Here is a 14869-nt window from a genome sequence, read left to right as displayed (position 1 = left end):
CTTCCATTAGCCAAGCTTTATCTATGTCTGTGGTCCCTCATGCGATGGTTAAAGAGTTGATTTTATCTGCCTTTTTTGTCGTATGAAGCTACTAATAGAAAAGAGACCGTCCACAATCAACGGTCTCTTTCGTATGCGTTTATTTTAAAATTTAGGCCTTCCTAACCTTTACTAGGACATACTTTGCAGCAGCGAATAGAACCATACCTAACACCATCGTTACTACGATCGTTAAGGGGCTGGTGGTGTTCTTGACTCCAAAGGCTATCGTACTTTCCGGGTACGTAGAAGTTAAATGGGCTGTAATGTTAGGCTTATAACGAGTCGTTATTAGGATACCGCTGATAATTTGAAAAGCCATATAGCAGAGATGCAACAATAGAGAGAATAGGAATGCCTGAATGATTGTTTTTATGGTCATTGTGAGCTCCTTATTTGAAATATCTCTTAGTATAGCACTAATTTACAAATAAAGGATGCCTCCACTCCGTAACTCGGAATAGAGGCTTGTATCTTGTACGCTAACATATTACGAAAGCTTACTCATATTGACCCTTAATGACGAAAAATGAGCCCCGAATGGTGCCAGCGAGTTTAGACTTCTGCCTAGCAAACTTAAACTTCGTTTCTAACTCTTTCGGTATCTCCATCCCCTCAGAGAGCTTGAAACCAACAGCCCGCTTCTTCGGGTCATCCACCGTGTACATCACATTAATGGAAAGACCATCCTCGTAAAATACGTAGGTAAATTGAATGTTTTCCACTTGAAAACGAGACGTTTCTAACGGTTTGGCCGCAAACTGAATATCACGTTCTTTCAAAATTTGGTTGGCATAGTCAAGGCTCTCCTGACTCTCACTAGCAGGTACAACTGTAAATTCATGCTTATACTTGTTCATAAAATAACGGGCTTCATTCGCTCGTAAACCAGCAAGTGCTTCAGCTACAGGCGAAGATTCAAGACCAACCGTGGACACATTTTTAAAATCAACGATATACGACATTTCCATCCCTCGTTTTCTCACCATATTTCTTATCTACTACTAGTATACCAAAATATGACGATCATAAAATGACTTGCGTTATTTACGATACCACAAATTAAGTTAGTAGCTAATTTTTACTGTCCGTGTATGTTCATCAAATTCTACCTTAGCGCCAAGCACCTCAGATAACAGTCTCACTGGAATAATCGTAGAATCGTTGTCCAAAATAGCCGGGGAGTCCGTTGTCACTTCTACACCATTTAGCATATAAGCACTTTTAGCTGTAAAAAGTGTGATGGTTCTGCCTTGTTTTGTGTATATGGCGGCTTTCTGAGTATCATCCCATTCTACCGATGCGCCGAGTGCCCCTGCTAAATCTCTAATCCAAAGGTAAGAGCTTCCCTCTTTAATGATAGGCTTTTGCTTCATTGGTACTTTAACATCATCCAAGATGAATTTATTATCGGTTAGTCCAAAAGAAACCACATGCTGTAACTTGCTAGGTTCGCTCATTTTCTTAAAATACTGTAAAGAATCACCATGTAATTTATTTTTCCCTAAATACGCAATAGGCTCCGTACGAAATTCCCACTTCTTTTCATAGATTTTGGGTTTATTATCTTCAATAACGGATAATCTGACGTATGCCGTGTAAACGGTATCCGGTGAGAGCGGCTTGGTCGGAATCAACATAACCTCGGTCTGCAGATGATCATCATCAACCGGCGTATTCAGCAATAGCTCCACGCTCTTGCCTGTACTATTGGTCAGTTTGGATTCTACTAATTTGACATCTCTTACAAATCTACCTGATAGCTGTGCCATGATCGGATAACCGACAGGATACTTCGTACCGGAATGGTTGCGTATCGGGTCAGGCGTCTCATGACCATCAAAATTAATTGGAACATAAGGATCACCAGGAGCCGGAGAAACGACTAATCGTGAATTCCATTCATTCGTAAGTCCAAATTCAATAACAGTATAATCACCTTGTTTGTCGAGACCAATCTCTACGGCATCCAGCGTTAAGAACGGAGTCCGGTGATAAGGAGCATCGAAAAGACCATCTATCGCTTGTGTGATCGCTACTTTCGAGCTTCCATTGTAAGATACGTCTTCTGAAAAGTAACCCGCGTAACCTGCGTATAGACCGCGCTCGTATAGTTTACTGCCGATGTAACCCGGGGGTTTACTATTTTCTTCGTGCATCGATACCCCTGTTTCGACGACCTTGTTCGTTTCCAAATATTGCGCATGCAGCTTTGCCGCATAGGTAAGATTCTTGTTAAAGGTAAGTGGATTCAAACCATGAATGACTCTATAATCGTTTATCGCCTTAATGCCTTCTAATTGCTGGGCCGTAGGCGTGGAAGGCAGATCAGCAATTGCTTTTTCGTCAACACTAAATGTCCAACTTCTCTCAAGTGGTAAATAGCTATCATCTTTGAGCTCCATGACAATATTAACTGTATGCTCTCCCACTTTTAAATCAGTGGATGGCGTATACGACATGATCATTCTACCCATATCCCAGTGCGCATCCACTTTTACTTGATCGATTTTCATTGTAAAACTTTTGAATTCAGGTGTGATATCGGTTTTCATAATTTCAAGCACAATCGTTGGTTTCATTAATCCCACTTTTCCTTGTGGATACCAATACGAAGAATAGGATGCCGCCTCAGCTTGTGGCTGAGCTATCAAGAGCCCTGAAACTGCTATAAAAAGACCAAGCAGCACTTTTAAAAACCTTTTTCCGATTACCATTGACTTGTTCCCCCTGTGTGATTGTCATAACGTTGTAAACTTCAACAATTCCTAAACCTACCAAATATTAACTTTCGCTATTTTTCGACCGATTTCCTTCATCTTTAACATATTTCTCTATTTACTTAAGAAAAGAAAAAGGCCTTCCTACTTAGGAAGACCTTCTACTTAATAAGAAAAATAACTTTAAAATGTCTCTTCCAGCTTTACTTTCCGCTTTTTCCAGGCTAGTTCATAGATAACAGGCAAGACAACCAGCGTAAGCAGCGTCGACGTGAACAAGCCGCCGATGACGGTAATCGCTAAACCGCCAGAGATCAAGCTTGTTGTTGAGTCCGAAAGTGCGAGTGGTAAAAGTGCCAGCATCGTCGCGAACGCCGTCATCAGAATCGGACGAAGGCGTGTTTTGGACGCTTCGACGGTGGATGAGCCAACCGCACTGATGACTTCATGAGTAGCTTTGTAAGCCAGCTCCTTGCCCTTCAGTTGGTCGCCATTCTCTTTCTTCCATCTATACATATTCTCGATGACGACAATGCTGTCGTCCACGATTCGTCCAATCGAGACGGCGATACCGCCTAATGTCATGATGTTAAGCGTGTACCCCATTTGATTCATAATGGCAATTGTTGCGAAAATTGAAATCGGGAGCGATACGATAGAGATAATCGTTGCCCGCACATTACGTAAGAACAAGAATATGATTAGTACGCAGAACAGCGTACCGTACAGGCCTTCGCGAACGAGCCCTGAGACCGACTCCTTAATTTCCTCACCTTGGTCCGAGATAACATGGAAGTCAATACCTTGCGACTTATAGTTAGCTAATGTCTCTTTAACGGCATCCGATACTTCAGCCGTATTCGCGTCCTGCGTATTAAAAACACCCAAAATTAAGCTAGGTTCGCCATCAAATCGCGCGATCTGATCATGCTTCGTCTCCGACGTAATGGTCGCGATATCCGACAGCAATGTTACCGGGGCATTCGCTTCAGGTTCAGATTTAGGCCCAGATCCAGAACCGGGTCCATCTTGTGCAGGATGGATACGCAGATTCTCCAATTGTTTGCGCGCAGTAACTTGACCCGTCAACCGAATCGGAATCGTCGTCTTATCCTGCGTCACGGAGCCAAGAGAGAGCGCATAGTTCTGTTCTTCTAGCTCTGACTGAATGGCACCTAGGGATATGCCGCGCTCAGCTGCCTTACTTTTGTCAACAACGATGCTAAGCGTCTCGGTACTCGTCCCCGTCAGTTCAACAGAACTGACCCCTGCCAACCGTTTCAGCTTCGGTACGATTTCCATCTCCAACTTTTTCTGCATGGCTGCCGCATTCTCGCCCTTCGAAAATACCGCTGCTTTAAAGTTCGGATCACCGTCGAGGGACAGGCGCTGAACGTTATGCTCCTCACGATCTGGCAATTTCACCTTGTTTACGGCTGCTTCAACGTCGGTCGTCTTCTTCTTCATATCTGAGCCGAACGGGAACTGGATGATAATATTCGCGGCGTTCTCCGTCGATGTACTTGTGAGCGAATCGTAGCCTTGTATGCTTTTCAGACTATCCTCTAATTGGGATGTAATGCCCGACTCAATCTCCTCTGTCGAGGCACCTGGCTGGATCGCTTGGACAAATACAGCCGGAAGCTCGATATTCGGGAACGTCTGCTGCTTGATTTGGGTCGTCGCGTACACACCATACCCGAGCACGAGCAAACATAAAATGACGACAGCGACACCGTTTTTTAAACTTAATCTCGTTAATCCATTCACTTGCGATTCTCCTCTCCTTGATCTGATTGGAGTATATCGCACGAATTCGTACGGACTGTGTACGGGAGAAAAAAGGTAGATCTACGGTTGCTTCGGCAGTCGCACGGTAATCGTCGTGCCTTCTCCGACGTGGCTAGCGACGCCAATCTCCCCGTTATGAAGATCGATAATTCGCTTCACGATCGACAGACCGACACCGTTGCCCTGAATCTCACGGTCTCTAGATTTGTCCACCTTATAAAAAGGTTTAAAAATATGGTCGAGTTCCCCTTCCGGGATTCCCTGCCCGCTATCCGCAATCGTGGTCAGCACGAATTCGCCGAGGTCACGTACCTTAACCGATACGCGTCCACCTGCTTCCGTGAACTTCATGGCATTGCCAAGTAGGTTAATCCAGAGCTGGTTCAGCTTATCCTTGTCTGCCGACAGCCATAGTCCCTCCGCTTCAAGCGAAACATCGAGCGACTTGATCGACCACTGCGGCTCAAGAGTAATAATCACGCCACGTAGTTGCTCATCCAGCCGGTAGTTAGTTACATTCAGCTTCAAATGCTCGTATTCAAGCGAAGAGAGCTGCAACAAATCCTCGCTGAGCCGCGACAGCCGATTGCTCTCCTCCGCGATAATGCCGAGCAGACGCAGGCAGCTGGGCTCGTCCATCTTTTTATGTATAAGCGCTTGAGTAAAGCCTTTGATCGAGGTAAGCGGAGACTGGATTTCGTGCGACACATCGGAGACAAATTGTCTACGAGTACTCTCGAACGCACCGAGCTCCCGAGCCATTCGGTTGAAACTATCCGTCAGCTGACCGATCTCGTCTTTGCGCTTCGAATGCAGCTGCACATTAAAATCACCCTTCGCCATCAGGCTGGTCGCGCGGGTTAACCGCTGCAGAGGTCGAACGACATATCGAGCCGCGATCGCAATGAGCACACTGCCAATTAGGAGAATGATGTACAGCTCGTTGCGAAGCACTTGGCCAAAGATTACTCCGAGCTCCTCAAAATTCATCGCGACGAATAACGCGTAATGCTGGTTGTCGACAATGAAAGGCAGTCCAATCATAGGATTACCCACATCGCTTCCTTCATCACGATTAAATACGCCGCCTTGCAGTACTTGCTTGATGTCTTCCGCGCGGATTTCTGGCGGTTGTCCCGATGCAAGAGTTGTCTCATAGCGCAACCCGCCATCGACGCCAAACAATCGAATTGAATAGAGCGGAAATGCCGAAAGCCCATGCAGCATCGTATCCGTATTCTCGGGATACGCCTCTACATAGGCTTGGATGATCTTTTTGCCTGTCTGTGTCATGTTATCATCTGCGTAAGTACGAATCTGATCGGTGTCGTTCAAATAAAAGCCGAGCATCATGCTGACAATAACCGCTCCTAAAAAAGTTAGGACGACGCGTACATAAAGCGATTTAATCACGGTACACCTCCAGTCGGTAACCTAGTCCCCGCAGCGTCACGATACGAAAATCTTGTTCGTAGGCCTGAAACCGCTCGCGCAACCGCTTAATGTGCGTATCGACCGTCCGCTCATCGCCCTCGTACTCATATCCCCATATTTGCTCGATAAGCGTATCTCTGGTGAACAACTTGCCAGGCTGGCTGCCCAGCGCGTAAAGCAGTTCAAATTCCTTGAGCGGAATCGTATCCTGCTCGTTGGTATCTCGATAGCGCACTGCGTAGCTCGTCTTGTCAAGCAGTACACGGCCTAGTTTAACCGTCTGTGAGATCGAAATCCGATACCGCTTGAGCAGCGCCTTCACCCGCATGACCAGCTCTAGCGGCTCGAATGGCTTGACCATGTAGTCGTCGGTGCCGAGCTCGAAGCCTTTGATCCTGTCGAGCGGCTCGCCTTTGGCGGTAATCATAAGAACAGGCCTGTCTCCCGCTTCGCGCAGACGGCGACATAGCTCCCACCCGTCCATCTTGGGCATCATAACATCAAGTACGATTAAATCGACCGGATGCTACGTAATATAGCCAAGCTTCCGCGCCGTTTGACATCTCCACGACTTCCATACCCTCGTCTTCCAGATACAAACGAATCAGTTCGCGTATATGTTTCTCATCGTCAACAACCATAATTGTCGTCAATTGTCCCGCATCCTTTGTTCTATTATGCTTCTCATGGGCTCATTATAGCAGAGGAATTTGTACGGAGTTTGAACTGAGAGTTTTTTGCAAACCGAAACGTCTGCAGGTTCTACAATGAGACATCAACGCATCGCTGAGCTTTTTCGACAAGCGGGATTTTCTTTTTCCTGGCAAAAAGATATACGTGTCTGGTACTGGTTCCACTTCATAATGAATGCCGGCATGGTGCGTGAAATGCTTCCATTAATCGCCGCCAAGGGAGGCAAGCTCAGCTTCGGCACTTCACTTGCAATGCGAATGCCAGCTGGACTGCTAGGCCTAGGCTATGCAGCGTTCAAAGTTTTGAGGGGTAACTCTGTGCCTGCTGCCATCATGGAGAGAATGGAACGCACAGCTTACATTTCGCGGGAATCCTTTGCCCACTTTCCAGTCGATGTACTGACTGACGCCCGTAAACTCGGCGTATCACTCCCAAGGCTGGAGGCTCTGGAGCCCTATTTTAAATAAAGATATGGACGCGTGTTGTCGCAAAAAAAGGGCCGCGATTCGAAAATCGCAGCCCGTTACGCTATTTGAGCATCTGATACACTTGTTCGACGTCTTTATCTCCACGACCAGACAAATTGACAATAATAATGTGATCCTGCCCCATTGTTGGCGCCAGTTTCTTCGCGTATGCAAGTGCATGCGCGCTTTCTAGCGCAGGAATAATGCCTTCCGTGCGAGACAGTTCTTGGAAGGATGCCAGCACTTCCTCATTAGTGACCGTTGCATATTCTGCCCGGCCCGTCACTTTCAGATGGCTATGCTCCGGCCCAATGCCTGGATAATCAAGTCCCGCGGCGATGGAATAGGTCTTCTTCGGCTGCCCATCCTCATCCAGCAGAACTAAGCACTTAAAACCGTGAATGATGCTTGGAACCCCCTGCGTTAGGGACGGCGCTTGATCGGGTTCGACGCCAATCAAGCGAACAGTCGGCTCATCGATATAGTGAGCGAATGCACCAATCGCATTACTGCCGCCCCCTGTGCAAGCCACTACCGCATCTGGCAAGCGCCCTTCTTTTTCCACAATCTGTCGCTTCGATTCTTCGCTAATAATGGCTTGAAAATGCTTAACCATGGTCGGAAAAGGATGCGGACCCACTGCGGAACCGAGCAAATAAAATGTATGTTTATAATTGCGAACTAAATCGTCAAGTGCCTCATCTACTGCGTCCTTCAATCGTCCTTGTCCTTTATGAACCGGCACAACCGTCGCGCCCAGCAGCTCCATTCGGAACACATTCAGCGACTGTCGACGCGTATCTTCAGCTCCCATGTAGATGACGCAGTCCATATTAAACATAGCGCAGGCCGTTGCCGTAGCAACACCATGCTGTCCAGCTCCGGTCTCCGCGATGATCCGCTTGGCGCCCATTCGCTTAGCGAGCAGAATTTGGCCGATTGCGTTGTTGATCTTATGCGCTCCAGTATGATTCAGATCCTCACGCTTTAAGTATATCTTCGGTCCTCCCCAAGCTTTGGTTAGACGCTCTGCATACGTCAGCGGATTCTCGCGACCGACATATTCGCGCAAATAATAGCTGAGCTCTTCCTTAAACTCCGGGTCATCTTTAAACTTGTCAAATTGCTCACTCAAATAACGCAACACTTCCTGCAATTCCGGTGGGACGAAGCTACCGCCAAACTCTCCAAAGTATCCTTCTTGCTGCAATTGTTGCTCCATAAAGTAAGCGCCTCCATTATTTAAAATAGAAATGGTACTTCTTTTGCTATCTTACCATAATTTGCTGATTTGGTATTTTAAAAATGCTAGGTTAGCGTCAGCTAGGTCGGTTTCAGAGGAGGTTGTCTACCCCTAGCAAAGGTACGGTCACAAGCGAGTTCAAATAAGGGTGTGCCATAACGCTATTTGATAGATAGACATGTTCTGCGGAATAATAGCATTACGGAATAGCGCTATTTCGACCAAATGGCGTGAAATTTATCCATTTATGGTGAAATAACGCTATTTTATAGCGTTATTCTCCCGTATTCTCTTCTAATCTAATAAATAAGATGTTTTCACAATGCTATTTTGCGAACGAGGTTACTTCTCCTGCTCCTTGATCACCTCTTCAATCCCCAACAAAATCAGCTTCAAGCCGAACTCAAACGCGACGTCCGTCCCCATTATGTTAAACAGCCCGTTCGTGAACATTCTTCGGAACAGTCCCGCTTCCTTCTCGCTCATGGCGTCCAAAAGACGGATCATCCCATCACCCGGAGGTGCTCCCTGGTCTTTGATGATTGCAGAGACATTCCGCTCATGCTGATACGCATCCAGAACGAAGTAGTAGACGTAGTTAACAAGCGTGATAACGACTTGCATTTTCTGCTCTTGCTCAAGCGGCGTCGATTCTACGCAGAGCAGCATACGGTTGGTGAATCGAATGATGTCTGGTTCGTGGGGCAGCGTCATCATCATGAGCTGCGTGGAGCAAGGATATCGGCTAAGCACACTCCGAATCGTTACCGCGAGCCCTGCCAACTGCTCTTTCCAGTCCCCCTCGGAGTGGAACTCCTGCAGAATAATTTTCGATACGTGGTTGGCCAGACGCTGGTAAAGATCTTGCTTACTCTTGAAGTACCAATACAGCGATGGAGCCTGAATTCCTAACCGGTCAGCTAATCGTCTCATGCTGAATTTTTCGATGCCCTCCTCCCCCAGAAGCTCCCACGAAGCCTCCAAAATCTTATCCTCCGAAATTTGCGGTTGCTGCCTTTTCATCGGTATCCATCCTTTATTATTTATCTAACAGTGTAAGTTTGTGCTTTACAGGTTCGTACGTTCATGATATCATCTAACACTGTAAGGTTCAACCTAACACTGTTAGATAAGAGACAAAATATATGAAGAAAGTGGTGACTTACATGGATGCAGAAAACCTCCATTACTTTGAAAAAGCACCGATCGCTAAAGCCGTAGCTCACTTCGCTATACCCATGATGCTTGGCACATCAATGAGCGTCATCTATGCGATCTTGAATGCCTATTTCCTTGGCTCACTCGACAACACTTCCATGCTTACCGCACTCGCACTAACCTTGCCGTTGTTCGCGGTCATAATGGCGCTTGGTAACTTGATTGGCATCGGTAGCGGTACATTCATTTCTCGTTTATTGGGAGAAAAAAAATATGATGACGTAAAGCATGTGTCTTCATTCGCATTTTTCGGCAGTCTCTTACTCGGACTTATCTTGATGGCCGTCAGCCTCCCCTTCATTAATTCAATCGTCCATGGCCTGGGGGCAACGCCTGATTCCTTCGGCTTTACGAAGGACTATGTCACGATTATGCTTATCGGTTCACCCTTTGTCGTCTTATTCTTCACGTTGGAGAATATTGTACGCTCGGAAGGCGCAGCAATTACGTCGATGATCGGCATGATTCTCAGTGTTGTTGTAAACATTATTCTTGATGCGCTAGTCATCTTTGTCTTCCATTGGGGCATCATCGGCGTTGCCTCCGCTACCGTCATAGCTAACTTGGCTGCGAGTATATTCTACGCCCTTCATATGGGATATAAGAGCCAATTCTTATCCATCTCTCTAAAATGGTTCAAGGTTTCCAAGGATATTCTCAGCAATGTTTTCAAAATCGGGGTTCCCGTGTTTATTATGAGCATCTTCTTGGGTGCAATGTCACTCATTTTAAACCATTTTCTGATCGAATATGGGGATCAAGCTACAGCGGCTTTTGGCATTTCATCACGATTATTGCAATTTCCCGAATTTATTCTAATGGGCTTATGTGAGGGCGTCGTGCCTCTGATTGCCTTCTCTTTTACAGCGAATAAATTACGCATGAAGCAAACCATTGGATTTACGATTAAAGTCATTGTGGCGTTAGCCGCGGTGTTCGGCGTCATCGTTTATCTGATTTCTGACCACTTGATTGGTTTATTTACGAACGACCCGCAATTAATTGAAATGGGCAGCTATATTCTTCATGTTACGTTCTTATCCTTGTTTATTACAGGAATAACCGCATTGTTTACGGGGATTTTCCAAGCTACCGCACAAGGAACCGCCGCGCTTGTTATGTCAGTGATTCAAGGAATTACTCTGATTCCTGTGTTGTATATCGCCAATCGTATAAGCGGCTTTCATGGGGTTGTCTGGTCGCTTGTCATTGCGGATGCCGTCGCGTTCCTTGTTGGCGCCATTATGCTGTATGTGCTGCGGAACAAATTACAGCCGGATTTGGAACAATTAGCGCAGTAAGTCAGTGCAATGGCATTACTCAAATTAAAGAGACTGCAGACGTATTATGTCTGCAGTCTCTTTCCTGAAAAGATCTCTGTACATCATTTGTTTTTTCGATTAGACATGAACATCGCGGGAATAAAGGAAACCGCCGCAAACCCGGCTGACCACCAGAAAGCTACTTGATACGCATGGGCTAGTGAGGTAAGGCTCGATCCCGTTACATTCGTCGCCTGTTGGCTGATAACGGTCGCTAAGATAGCTGCGCCGAACGCACCCCCGATTGTCTGAAAGATCCGTGTTGAGATACTTGCATGCGGAATTTGTTCCTTCTGCAACCCTTCATACGCAGAAACCATAATCGGAATCAGGATCCCATTCAACGCCGCACCCCGCACAAGCTGCGCTGCACCCAGCAGGTAATGACTCATATCCGTTCCTGCGAAAGCGAATGGTATACTAGCCGCCAACGTCACTGCAAGGCTGACGAGCACGATATTGCGCGAACCAACCCGATCCGCCAGTCCTCCGATCCAGCTTCGTGTGAGCAGCATTCCTATCCCTTGGGGAATTAAAAGAAGCCCCGTCATCAGCACACTTTCGCCCCGTACCTGCTCGTAATAAAGCGGGAGCAACAGAAGCGCTCCGTTCATCACCATGCCGGAGAGGAACAAAGTGACGTTCGACGCCAAGAAATGCCGTGAGCGGAATAAATGCAAATCGACCAATGGGGTTCGGCTCGAACGTAAGGCATAGACGATATACGCGGCCAGTAGGACAACTCCTGCTGCCAGAGGAACGAACACGCCCGCCGAGGTTAGTCCCCCTTGTGAGCTAATCTTCGAGATGCCATAAATTAGAACCGCAAATGCTGGAGACAATAGAAGGAGCCCTGTTACGTCAAGTCTCTGCTTGTTGTTAGAAAGCTCCTCTTTCGGGATATGCCTCCAAGACAGCCAAAGTGCGACCAACATGATCGGAATGTTCACGTAGAAGATCCAGCGCCAGCTCATGTTATCCATAATCAGTCCCCCGATGACTGGACCGAGAATCGGACCGAGCAGCGCGGGAATACTAATGATCGCAATCAGCCTGCCAAGGCTGCGGCCTCCCGCAGATTGAATAAGTACATTCTGCATTGTCGGGATAAGCAGTCCCGCTCCTATCCCCTGTATTAACCGAAAGCCGATCAGGCTGCCAGTGTTCCACGCCAGGGAACATAGAATTGAAGAGATGAGAAACACCCATAAGGAGAACATATACACGTTCTTCCCCCCGAACCTCTGAATGGCCCAACCCGAGACAGGAACCGCCAGCCCCATCGTCAGTACATAACCCGTGATCACCCACTGAATCGCCGACACCGTGCTGTGTAAATCTGACGCGAGCGTGTTGATGGCCACATTGACCATTGTTGAATCCAACTGAGAAGCGATAGCTCCGAAAACAAGAATAAGTGCAACTTTCAAAATAGTAGGATCGATTTTTTCTTTAGGACGCTTGATTGCCTCCGCTTGGCTTTTAGCCATTGTTGTCCACCTCTCATTCATTTAAGGTACGGTACGTACCGTACCGTATTTAAGTACAATCATATTACCTTTCTCGTGAAAATGCAATATACTATTTATAAGAGCCTAGAATCATCGAACGAACTACATCGCGGGAGAAGGAATCCGATATGGCGGAACAATCGCATAATCGCAAGAAGACTAGTGAGGAGCAACAAACAGCGGGATCGCGGAGGCGTGGAGACGTTCTGGAGAATGCCATCCTAACCGCCGCGTGGGAGGAATTGGCGGAGACCGGCTATTCCCGACTAACAATGGAAGCTGTCGCCGTTCGAGCGCAGACAAATAAGACCGCCGTCTATAGAAGGTGGCCGAACAAGGCGAAATTAATCGTCGCCGCTCTTATAAAACATACACCCACGCCTTCTCTCGAAGCTCCCGATACGGGAAATCTGAGAGAAGATGTGCTTACCCTACTAGAGCGAATCATCAAACCGCTGCAAATGATTGGGGCTGAGACGATTCACGGCCTGATGGTCGAATTCCACGGGGACGAGCTTCATTCCAAGTTGACGTTGCCTCCGAGATCGGAAGATCCGCTTGCCATTGCCATGACGAACATACTGCGCAGCGCTCAGCAACGAGGCGAGGTGATACTCGATGAACTCCCCGAACGCATGATCACTCTTCCCGTTGACCTCGTGCGATTCGAGTTGCTCACGACTCATGTGCCACTGACGGACGATGCCGTTATCGAGATCGTTGATAAAATCTTCCTGCCCCTCGTGCAGAAGCCCCACAAACAAGAGTGAGAGTCACTTACAAAGTCCACAAAGAAACGCCGTTCTTTTTACGAAACGGCGTTTCTTTGCGTTTATTCTATTTGGGGGAGCTTCCGACTTATTTTTTCAAAGCCCGATCATACGCTTTTTTGTAAATGTCCACAATTTTATCAACGCCTAACGCCTTCATGTCACTCACATATTTCGACCAATCATCAAGACTACGCTCGCCAACGATAAATTTGGAAATGTTCTCATCGCGCTTCTTCATAATCGTATCCCCGCTTAGAGAGAGGGTTTCCATCTCAGCGCTTGTGAACGCGGGACGAGGCTGCTGCTGACTATCATATTTTGGCGCTTCCTGATATGCCTTCTGCAGTTCAGGCGATGAGAGAGACAGATGAGCATCATAATCGATCCACGCATAAGTACCATCCGTAGAAATACCGGTTTTCTTTCTCATATCCGCTACATCTGTGAATTTCTCAATGAACTGCTTCTTGCCATTTTCCGTTTTATACGTGACGCCTTCTTTCCCCCAGCTAGCCAAGGTTTTACCTTCTTCACTATAGAAGAAATCCATGAACTTCATAATCTCTTTGATTTTTTTGGAAGATGTCGCGATCATGAAGCCTTCGTCTAAATATTGCGTGTACGCATTTTTGGCAGGGGCACCTGCAAATCCGGTCGGCGCTCCCATGAAAGCCAGATTAAAGTCCGCTTTATCCTTGCGCAAAGCTGAATTGAAGAAATCAATTCGTCCAATGTAATCGACTGTGACAAATCCTCGCTCTGTCGACATCAGGTCCTGCCAAAGCTTCGTATCTGCTGATAAGAAATCAGGAGGAATAAGTCCTTCTTTATAAAATTTATTCAAATACACAATCATCTGCTTGTAATTATCTTCTAACGGACCATAGCGCCATTCTTTTTTATCAAAATCATAGTACACATCCGAACCTGTGCCAAAGGCTGGAGCAAAATTCAAGAGACGCTGCAAGCCGTTCCGGAAAGAAAGCGGATAGCTCTTCGGATAAGCTTCTTTTATTTTTTTAAGTGCTGTGTATAGTTCATCCCACGTTTTCGGCTCAGAGAGCCCCAGCTTCTTAAATATATCATCGCGATACATCCAAATCATGCGATTCGTTTCCCCGATTCCTGCATTCGGGAACATATACATTTTGCCATCCGACGAAATCGTGTTTTGCGTATCCACCGGATACTTTTCCATCCATTTCTTTAAATTCGGCATGTCATTTACATAATCCAAAATATTAACCAGCGCACCTTGCTGTCCGTACTTATCCGCTAGCTTTTTGTCCTGCGTCATCATCAAATCGGGCAAATTACCCGAAGCAATGGTTACGCTAAGCGCGTCATCCAGCTTCCCGGACGGCAGCTGCACATTTAGGGAAACGCCCGTTCTCTCTTCGATTAATTTCCAGGCAATATTATCTTTATTGTAAGGCCAGCTTGGATTTGAATAATTGAGCGCAGTAAAGGTTTGTTTAACCACTTGCGCAGGAGCTGCAGCCGTTGAACCCGCACTAGCAGCAGGCGCTGCCGTCGAAGTCTCGTTCGTACTCGTCGAACAACCGGCGATTGCCGTCATAGATAGTCCCAAAGCTAAACAAATAGAAATCCCTTTTATTGTTTTATTCATAGAACCCATCTCCCTTTTCATTTGTTTA

General features: G+C 46.7%; 12 protein-coding genes and 1 pseudogene. 3 read left to right on the top strand and 10 right to left on the bottom strand.

Annotated elements, in window-relative coordinates:
- Window positions 1-151: 151 nt before the first annotated feature.
- The 6 genes and pseudogenes from J2736_RS17775 to J2736_RS17750 form a co-directional block, all read right to left on the bottom strand.
- Window positions 152-421, bottom strand: coding sequence for a hypothetical protein (locus J2736_RS17775; protein WP_310499930.1), 270 nt, complete (start codon window positions 419-421; stop codon window positions 152-154).
- 118 nt (window positions 422-539) lie between these two features.
- On the bottom strand, window positions 540-1004 hold the full coding sequence (locus J2736_RS17770; protein WP_310500100.1) for a phage tail protein: 465 nt from the start codon (window positions 1002-1004) through the stop codon (window positions 540-542).
- A gap of 102 nt (window positions 1005-1106) precedes the next feature.
- A complete protein-coding gene (locus J2736_RS17765; RefSeq protein ID WP_310499929.1) occupies window positions 1107-2756 on the bottom strand; it encodes a stalk domain-containing protein in 1650 nt (549 codons plus the stop codon).
- Between the two features lie 186 nt (window positions 2757-2942).
- Complete coding sequence (locus J2736_RS17760) at window positions 2943-4529, bottom strand: efflux RND transporter permease subunit (RefSeq protein ID WP_310499928.1); 1587 nt, start codon at window positions 4527-4529, stop codon at window positions 2943-2945.
- An 81-nt stretch (window positions 4530-4610) separates the two neighbouring features.
- Window positions 4611-5963 carry a sensor histidine kinase gene (locus J2736_RS17755; protein WP_310499927.1) on the bottom strand — a complete coding sequence of 451 codons (1353 nt, stop codon included), beginning with the start codon at window positions 5961-5963 and terminating at the stop codon, window positions 4611-4613.
- Window positions 5956-6637: pseudogene (locus J2736_RS17750) on the bottom strand (response regulator transcription factor). The gene J2736_RS17755 and the pseudogene J2736_RS17750 overlap by 8 nt, the downstream one beginning before the upstream one ends.
- Before the next feature lie 84 nt (window positions 6638-6721).
- On the opposite strand from J2736_RS17750, the gene J2736_RS17745 reads away from it, so the two are divergent.
- Window positions 6722-7144, top strand: coding sequence for a hypothetical protein (locus J2736_RS17745; RefSeq protein ID WP_310499926.1), 423 nt, complete (start codon window positions 6722-6724; stop codon window positions 7142-7144).
- A gap of 61 nt (window positions 7145-7205) precedes the next feature.
- Here the strand turns inward: J2736_RS17745 and trpB are convergent, their stop codons facing one another.
- On the bottom strand, window positions 7206-8366 hold the full coding sequence (gene trpB, locus J2736_RS17740) for a tryptophan synthase subunit beta (RefSeq protein WP_310499925.1): 1161 nt from the start codon (window positions 8364-8366) through the stop codon (window positions 7206-7208).
- Window positions 8367-8729: 363 nt separating this feature from the next.
- Complete coding sequence (locus tag J2736_RS17735; RefSeq protein WP_310499924.1) at window positions 8730-9410, bottom strand: TetR/AcrR family transcriptional regulator; 681 nt, start codon at window positions 9408-9410, stop codon at window positions 8730-8732.
- Window positions 9411-9553: 143 nt separating this feature from the next.
- Here J2736_RS17735 and J2736_RS17730 point away from each other — a divergent pair, with 143 nt between their 5' ends.
- Window positions 9554-10906, top strand: coding sequence for an MATE family efflux transporter (locus tag J2736_RS17730; protein WP_310500099.1), 1353 nt, complete (start codon window positions 9554-9556; stop codon window positions 10904-10906).
- 83 nt (window positions 10907-10989) lie between these two features.
- Here J2736_RS17730 and J2736_RS17725 read toward each other — a convergent pair whose 3' ends face one another.
- Complete coding sequence (locus tag J2736_RS17725; protein ID WP_310499923.1) at window positions 10990-12417, bottom strand: MDR family MFS transporter; 1428 nt, start codon at window positions 12415-12417, stop codon at window positions 10990-10992.
- 149 nt (window positions 12418-12566) lie between these two features.
- On the opposite strand from J2736_RS17725, the gene J2736_RS17720 reads away from it, so the two are divergent.
- Window positions 12567-13208, top strand: a complete 642-nt coding sequence (locus J2736_RS17720; protein ID WP_310499922.1) for a TetR/AcrR family transcriptional regulator — start codon at window positions 12567-12569, stop codon at window positions 13206-13208.
- Window positions 13209-13296: 88 nt separating this feature from the next.
- On the opposite strand, the gene J2736_RS17715 is transcribed toward J2736_RS17720, so the two are convergent.
- Window positions 13297-14841, bottom strand: a complete 1545-nt coding sequence (locus J2736_RS17715) for an extracellular solute-binding protein (protein ID WP_310499921.1) — start codon at window positions 14839-14841, stop codon at window positions 13297-13299.
- Window positions 14842-14869: the final 28 nt, after the last annotated feature.

This window comes from Paenibacillus qinlingensis (assembly GCF_031455095.1).
Lineage (GTDB): Bacteria > Bacillota > Bacilli > Paenibacillales > NBRC-103111 > Paenibacillus_E > Paenibacillus_E qinlingensis_A.
Note: the sequence above shows the minus strand (reverse complement) of the source record. Positions and strands in the feature narration are given on the sequence as shown.

Coding starts and splice junctions, on each gene's coding strand:
- J2736_RS17770 (WP_310500100.1), bottom strand. CDS start 1,004: ATGTCGTATATCGTTGATTTTAAAAATGTGTCCACGGTTGGTCTTGAA.
- trpB (WP_310499925.1), bottom strand. CDS start 8,366: ATGGAGCAACAATTGCAGCAAGAAGGATACTTTGGAGAGTTTGGCGGT.
- J2736_RS17715 (WP_310499921.1), bottom strand. CDS start 14,841: ATGAATAAAACAATAAAAGGGATTTCTATTTGTTTAGCTTTGGGACTA.
- J2736_RS17775 (WP_310499930.1), bottom strand. CDS start 421: ATGACCATAAAAACAATCATTCAGGCATTCCTATTCTCTCTATTGTTG.
- J2736_RS17735 (WP_310499924.1), bottom strand. CDS start 9,410: ATGAAAAGGCAGCAACCGCAAATTTCGGAGGATAAGATTTTGGAGGCT.
- J2736_RS17720 (WP_310499922.1), top strand. CDS start 12,567: ATGGCGGAACAATCGCATAATCGCAAGAAGACTAGTGAGGAGCAACAA.
- J2736_RS17765 (WP_310499929.1), bottom strand. CDS start 2,756: ATGGTAATCGGAAAAAGGTTTTTAAAAGTGCTGCTTGGTCTTTTTATA.
- J2736_RS17725 (WP_310499923.1), bottom strand. CDS start 12,417: ATGGCTAAAAGCCAAGCGGAGGCAATCAAGCGTCCTAAAGAAAAAATC.
- J2736_RS17730 (WP_310500099.1), top strand. CDS start 9,554: ATGGATGCAGAAAACCTCCATTACTTTGAAAAAGCACCGATCGCTAAA.